At 23.5% G+C, this 843-nt stretch carries 2 protein-coding genes; both read right to left on the reverse strand.

What is annotated here, in order from left to right:
- Positions 1–25: 25 nt before the first annotated feature.
- Positions 26–202: a hypothetical protein gene (locus tag AJN60_RS09650; protein ID WP_002871628.1), complete on the reverse strand. Its 177-nt coding sequence runs from the start codon at positions 200–202 to the stop codon at positions 26–28.
- A 9-nt stretch (positions 203–211) separates the two neighbouring features.
- Positions 212–538 (reverse strand): hypothetical protein, encoded by a 327-nt coding sequence (locus AJN60_RS00455; protein ID WP_038845773.1) that lies wholly within the window; start codon positions 536–538, stop codon positions 212–214.
- Positions 539–843 lie beyond the last annotated feature (305 nt).

The raw sequence follows: 843 nt of genomic DNA on the forward strand, positions 1-843 counted from the left end.
TTCACCTTTATAATAAAACTATATTTTATCCGACTTTTTCTTTTTTTCCAGCTATTTTGCCATTATAGCTTAAGTTTAAAAGCTCATTTAAGGTAATAATAGTTTCATTTTCTTGCAATATACAATCTTCTAAATCAAAATAAAAATAACTAGCTTGTGCAAGCTCGGCATAATCTCTTAGCTTATCGATTTTTTCTTTCAAAATTATCCTTTATTTAAATAATGATAAAAAAATATATAATGTAACATAAAAACTGTTATGATAATAAAACATGTAATACAATATCAAAGCTATAGGATAATACAATAATATCCATAATGTATTTATAATATATTTTCTTTCTTTTTTTATCACAAAATATACAATATTAAAAATGAGTAATGGAGGCAACCAAATTATAGCTATAAATTGTAAAGCAAGTATGAAAAAATCCACAAAATCCATACTATCAAATCCATGTGCTGTAGGCACAAAAATTCCAAGTCCAATAGTCCAAAACATCCCCCAAATGATATAAATTTTCTTTAATGTATTCATTTATTTTCCTTTTTAATATTTTTAATAAAATTATTCTACTTTTTTAAAAATTAAAATATAGCTATATTAGGAAAATTCCAACCATAAACACTAGGGGCATTAAAGGTATAAATTTCATTAGGGCTAAAAGATAATTTGTCTTTATATTTAATATCGCAATATATCAAAGCCCCACTTAAAGTGTTAGACTAATGTTTTAAAATACAAAATCAATAGTTCTTTTACTAAATGCATCATTCAATCCTACCCTACTAATATCATTATCCAATGTTATTTCTTTACTATCAAAACAAGTATTTATAAGA

Source organism: Campylobacter sp. BCW_4323, assembly GCF_001763115.1.
GTDB lineage: Bacteria > Campylobacterota > Campylobacteria > Campylobacterales > Campylobacteraceae > Campylobacter_D > Campylobacter_D jejuni.

Bases quoted from the DNA above. Each gene is read 5' to 3' on its own strand.
- AJN60_RS00455 (WP_038845773.1), bottom strand. From the start codon at position 538: ATGAATACATTAAAGAAAATTTATATCATTTGGGGGATGTTTTGGACT.